This window comes from Capnocytophaga sp. oral taxon 326 str. F0382, from assembly GCF_000318295.1.
Classification (GTDB): Bacteria; Bacteroidota; Bacteroidia; order Flavobacteriales; family Flavobacteriaceae; genus Capnocytophaga; species Capnocytophaga periodontitidis.
Genome location: NZ_KB291413.1, coordinates 151594 through 157172 on the forward strand (window position 1 = coordinate 151594; position 5579 = coordinate 157172).

The 5579-nt window shown below is 39.2% G+C and carries 6 protein-coding genes; 4 read left to right on the forward strand and 2 right to left on the reverse strand.

Features of this window, described 5'->3' with window-relative positions; genetic code table 11:
* Nucleotides 1-172: 172 nt before the first annotated feature.
* From HMPREF9073_RS08510 to HMPREF9073_RS08520, 3 genes are all read left to right on the forward strand, one after another.
* Nucleotides 173-595 (forward strand): organic hydroperoxide resistance protein, encoded by a 423-nt coding sequence (locus HMPREF9073_RS08510; RefSeq protein ID WP_009750942.1) that lies wholly within the window; start codon nt 173-175, stop codon nt 593-595.
* Nucleotides 596-700: 105 nt separating this feature from the next.
* A complete protein-coding gene (locus HMPREF9073_RS08515; protein ID WP_009750943.1) occupies nt 701-1486 on the forward strand; it encodes a DUF481 domain-containing protein in 786 nt (261 codons plus the stop codon).
* A gap of 63 nt (nt 1487-1549) precedes the next feature.
* A complete protein-coding gene (locus HMPREF9073_RS08520; protein WP_009750944.1) occupies nt 1550-2215 on the forward strand; it encodes a DUF421 domain-containing protein in 666 nt (221 codons plus the stop codon).
* Between the two features lie 12 nt (nt 2216-2227).
* Here HMPREF9073_RS08520 and HMPREF9073_RS08525 read toward each other — a convergent pair whose 3' ends face one another.
* Entirely contained in the window at nt 2228-2761 is a 534-nt protein-coding gene (locus HMPREF9073_RS08525) for a DUF488 family protein (protein WP_009750945.1), read from the reverse strand.
* Between the two features lie 110 nt (nt 2762-2871).
* Between HMPREF9073_RS08525 and HMPREF9073_RS08530 the strand changes: the two genes are divergently transcribed.
* Nucleotides 2872-4188, forward strand: a complete 1317-nt coding sequence (locus tag HMPREF9073_RS08530) for a DUF389 domain-containing protein (protein ID WP_009750947.1) — start codon at nt 2872-2874, stop codon at nt 4186-4188.
* A 426-nt stretch (nt 4189-4614) separates the two neighbouring features.
* Here the strand turns inward: HMPREF9073_RS08530 and HMPREF9073_RS08535 are convergent, their stop codons facing one another.
* Complete coding sequence (locus tag HMPREF9073_RS08535) at nt 4615-5460, reverse strand: CPBP family intramembrane glutamic endopeptidase (protein WP_009750948.1); 846 nt, start codon at nt 5458-5460, stop codon at nt 4615-4617.
* Nucleotides 5461-5579: the final 119 nt, after the last annotated feature.

Consider the following 5579-nt stretch of genomic DNA (forward strand, 5'->3'; position numbering starts at 1 on the left):
ATCAATATTCTGTTATATCGAACTGACGTTATTTTAGGAAATTGTTTATAAAAAACATTGTTAAAAATATTTGTTGTATCTTTGTCTCTCGAAATATAGTTTAAGGTTCTTAAAAGCCTGACCTATAAAACTCACAAAGTAAGAATAAATAACAAAATAAGTAAGAATTATTATGAAAGCATTGTACACAGCAGTGGCGACCGCTACCGGTGGTCAAAAAAGGAAAGTAACTTCCGATAATGGCGCGTTAAGCCTTGAACTACGCTCTCCTAAAGCCTTAGGTGGGGCTAATGATGATTATACCAATCCTGAGCAGATTTTTGCAGCTGGCTATGCAGCTTGTTTTGATACTGCCCTGAATTTGGTTATTAGGCAAGCTAAAGTAACCACTGGCGAGACCTCTGTAACAGCACACGTATCTATAGGGAAGCTCGATAATGGCGGCTTTATTTTTGCAGTAACCTTACAAGTAAATATACCTGATATATCTCTTGAACAAGCCGAAGAACTTGCCGCAAAAGCACATCAAGTTTGTCCGTATTCTAACTCTACTCGTGGGAATATAGAGGTAATTACAGAAGTGACAAATAACTAATAAATCTCCGTGTGGTATGACTACACGGGGATTTTTTCATTAGCTAACTTGCTAATTATCTAATTATTCTTACTTTTGTCGCTTGAAAAAGAAAATTTAAGTACAATGAAAAAATTACTTTACGCATTATTAATACTATTACCTTCAGCTTCTGCCTACTCACAAATGCTTTTTTCGGAAAATCTCACAATGACGATAGACAGCACCAAAACCTTACAAGGGAGCTTGATGCCTATCTTGGACTTCAAAACCGAAAAAGAGGATGTTTTTACTCTTAAAAATACAGCTAACCTCAACTTGCTAATCAATCGCAATAGGGTCATCAATGTAATCAACAAATTTGAGCTTTCTACTTATGGTAGTCAAGTAATCTTAAGTGGTGGGTATATACATTTGGAATATCGCTACTTGTTAGACCACGCTTTTGAGGTGTACCCTTATGCCGAATCACAATGGGCAGAAAGCAGGGGAATGAACCACAAGATTTCTACGGGGTTGCAGTCACGCTATCGATTAGTAAACACTAATTCCTCACTGATGTTTGCTGCTGTAGGCTTATTCTTTGAATACGAAAAATGGCAACACCCTGCCCCTGATACCAATACTCCTAACCACGCTTATAGTCGTAGCATCAAAACTCATTTATCGCTCAGCTACAAACTTCAATTAGCTGAGAAATGGACGTTTATCACCACTGCTATACATCAGGGGAAACCCGATAGCACTTACTTCAAAGAAGCGCGTTTTGGCGGGGCTGTCGACCTCACTTACAACATTACCCCTACCATAGGTATCGTGGGCACTTACCGAATTATCTATGACACTGCCCCTATTGTACCTATAAAAAAAGAGTATCATTCGCTTGAAGTAGGGTTTAATGTTTCATTTTAATTATCAATTTGTCGATTTGTCAATTAGCAAATTAGTAAATTGTCTCATCAATAAATCAATTTTATGTTTACAATTCCTTATATCGAATCCGAGTGGTTTTTCTACTTGGATGTGTTCCTAAAACTGCTTTTAGGATTGTTGGCTATTGCCCTAATTATCAACAAATCGGGTAAGGGTAATTTGGCGCCTACTTCGGCTATGGATCAGGTACAAAACTACGTACTTGGGGGTATCATCGGGGGCGTGATTTACAGTCCGTCGGTTACGCTCTTTCAGTTTGCTATTGTATTGATTATTTGGGCATTACTCATCATTGGCTTGCGAAAACTCAAAACCAAGAACCACGCTTTTAAGAGTTTTATAGATGGCAACCCCGTGATTGTTATCAATCGTGGCAAGATAGACATCGCGGCTTGCAAAAAAGCTAAAATCACAGCACACGAACTCGCTTTCAAACTCCGCAAAGAAGGGATTTACTACATCAGGGATGTAAAAAGAGCCGTACTTGAACAGAATGGTGAGCTCATTATTGTATTATCGGGTGAAGAAAATCCTAAATACCCTATTATCACCGATGGTATTATCCAAAAAAGTGTATTGGAAGCTGTAGATAAAACCGAAGAATGGTTGCTTGCGAAGCTACAAGAATTAGGCTATGATAGTCCGTCGGAAGTATTTTTAGCAGAATACGAAAGTGCGCAAATAAAGGTGATACCCTATGATAATTAGCAAATTTGCAAATTACCCCCAAAGAATTCCATCATCATAGTACACTACCTTGTCTCCTATAACACGAGCTGGGGCAGTATATTTATGGGGTTCTTCTTTGTCTATTGCCATAATATGGTCTACTTGCCATCCTTTGGCTTTCAGATAATCGGATATCATCGATCTATGACAGCGCCACCAGAGGGCTTCAGCACACATATAAGCCGTTGTTTCTCTTTTGGCAATGGCGATAAGCTGCGCAATACCTTCTTCAAAATCAAGAGTTTCCATATAATCGGCATAAGCGCGGAAAGACTCATTACGCCAGCGGGTATTCTTGGAGTCTTTGTGCACTTTTCGTCTGCCCCCCAATAGCGCCAAATGAGTATAAGCGATACCAACTTGGGGTAATGCCACTTCTAAATTCTCTTTGTTGAATTGCGGATATTTGTTAGACCCTGGTAGTCCCCTAACATCCACTAAATGTTGTATCTCAAACGATTGTAACATTTTTATAAACTCCTCCAAGGTATGGGTAGAGTGCCCTATAGTATATATTTTCTTCATAACCAGAAAGCAAAAGTAGGAAAACACAGTGAATTATCATTGGCTAATGAGCTAATTATTACTATCTTTGTACCCAATTATTTAAAACTAACATCTAAATACTTAACATTATGAGTTTTTTGAAAAAGCTTTTCAATTTACATCAAGGCGAAGAGAAAAAGGAAAAAGTAATTGAAGATATCCTTAGCAATATCTCTTTTCGTGGCGCTAATCTATGGATTTTAGCTTGTGCTATTCTCATTGCTTCTATTGGGCTGAATGTCAATTCTACTGCTGTTATCATTGGGGCGATGCTTATTTCTCCTTTGATGGGACCTATCGTAGGGGCAGGATTTGCATTGGCTACTTACGATTTCGACCTGTTGAAGAAAACCGGCAAGAGTTTGCTCATCGCTACTGTGGTGAGTCTTATAGTATCGTTTATCTACTTCTATATCAGTCCGTTCAAGGATGTGCAGTCAGAGCTTTTAGCGCGTACTTCACCTACCATTTACGATGTGTTCATCGCTTTTGTGGGTGGGTTGGTAGGGGCTATCTCGCTAACGCGCGAGGATAAAGGTAACCCTATACCAGGGGTAGCTATTGCTACTGCCTTGATGCCTCCACTTTGTACAGCAGGGTTTGGTTTAGCAACGAGTAATTTTAGTTATTTTTTAGGAGCTTTCTACCTCTATAGCATCAATTGTTTCTTCATTGGGATTGCTACTTTCCTCATTATCAAATACCTGAAATACACCCCTAAGAATACGGGTAATGAGGCGCTTAACAAGCGTTTGCGCGTTGTTATCACCACATTGGTAATCCTCATTGTTACTCCCAGTTTGTATTTGGCATATAGCCTTTTAAAAGAGAAGGAATTCCACGAGAATGTAGCTCATTATATCACTGCCGAGTTTGAAAACAGTGGTTATACTATCATTTATAAGAAAATACGCTACAATACGAACCCTAAAAGCATTGAATTAGCGTTTTTGGATAAGAAATTTAGCGATGAAGAGTTAAAAACGCTGCAAAGCGACCTTAAAAACTTCAAACTACTCAATACTGAGCTTATTGTACGACAAAAAGAATCGGAAATTGATAAAGAAATACTATCAGAAATCAACAAAAACAAGTCGTCGCTCTCTAGTAAAGATGTGATGATAAATCAGCTAAAAGAAGAGTTGGCGCAATACAAATATAACGACCCTACTTTTGCTAAAGAAATGCAGGTTTTATTCCCAAGCATAGACGATTTTTATTTTGGCAAGCTGAACCACTTGTCTAATAAAGATTCTCTACAAACGGCTACTGTACTGCTCTATACCCTGAAAAAAGATACTATAAAGGGCAAAGAAGTGACTAAAGAAATAGATGCCGCGCGATTGCAACAATGGCTCGCTGAGAAATTTGGCGATAAGAAAGTGATTTGTAGATTAGCAGATTAGGGAATTAGAAAATTAGCATATTAGAAAATTAGCATATTAGAAAATTAGCATATTAGAAAATGAGAAAATGAAATCCCCGTGGTGTGAGCTGTACGGACTGTTAAATTCGTGAGTTCGACATAAGAAAAGTGTAGTTTACGCTACAGAAATCTTATAAATCTTAAAAAAATCAAACAAATAGATAGCAAGTTGCCTTTAGACACATACTCTGCTATGCCAGCTCGCAGACTACGCACAGATTACACGAATTGCTCAGCTAAAGCTGAGGAATTTTCACGGAATAGTAACAGAAAGACAATTGCAAATTAATGTTGCATATATCGAGCTGACGTTAAATTAGCAAATTGCGAGCCACACAGGCAGTTGTGGTTCGACAGGCAATAATAATCCCTGTATGGTATGAGTACCGCACGGAGAGTTTTATTCCTACTGTTTCTCTTTGGCAATCCTGATTTTGCGTAACCATAAACCGACACCAAGATACAACAGACAAGGAATAATCCCTGAAACGGGTGAAATGAGTATATCTTTACCCGTTTCAATGAAAATATGCTTGTCGTACATCAAGCTGTAGATGGTAGTATCCTCAATAGCGTGCATCCACACCCCAGGCCAGATAGAGCCCGTAAGGCGGAAAATCTCGGTATACATTACCGTCCACAAGGTACAGCTCACTAATGCCAACAGGCAAAAGGTTACTTTGTCGTAAGGAAATAAAGCAAATAGGCGTTCGGGTTTTATGAAGTAGAAAAAGTAAGGCCAATGCCACGAACACCACACTACCCCCACAATGAGGTAGAGCCATATATCTTTCAGCTTCAAACTGAGCAAACGAGCGGTGAGGTACCCCCGCCACGACGATTCTTCAAAGAAATTCTTTACAAATTCCGCTAATACAAAAATACCAAAACCCGCGAAGTAGTTTGTCCAATGGATTTGCACTTTCAGCCACCCAAAAAGTTCTCCAATAAGCAGGGTAAGGGCAATCACCGTAGGATAAATAAGCGTAGCCACCCCATACCACCGCAGGTTTTTCTTGATAAGTGGGCGCAGTCCTGCATCGCGCCAACCATCGCCCATAAAGGCGCGCAACACGAGCCAAGTCAGCACTGGGGCAGCTATAAAAATACCCATTCCTTTAGTACCATTGCTGGTATTGCTGAAATCGCCTGCTGTTTCCCCCGTAAGGGAATCTACCCATACGCCTAGCCAGCCACAACTGAGGGCAACGAGAATAAAAATGCATACATTTATCTTCTTGTTCTTTGTCATAATAGAAGAAGTTTTGAAAGTACAAAGATAAGAAAAAATAGCAAATTAGTAAATTTACAAATGTGCTAATTAATATGTTAGCCTTCAGTGGCTCTACAGTGGCTCTACAGTGGCTCTAC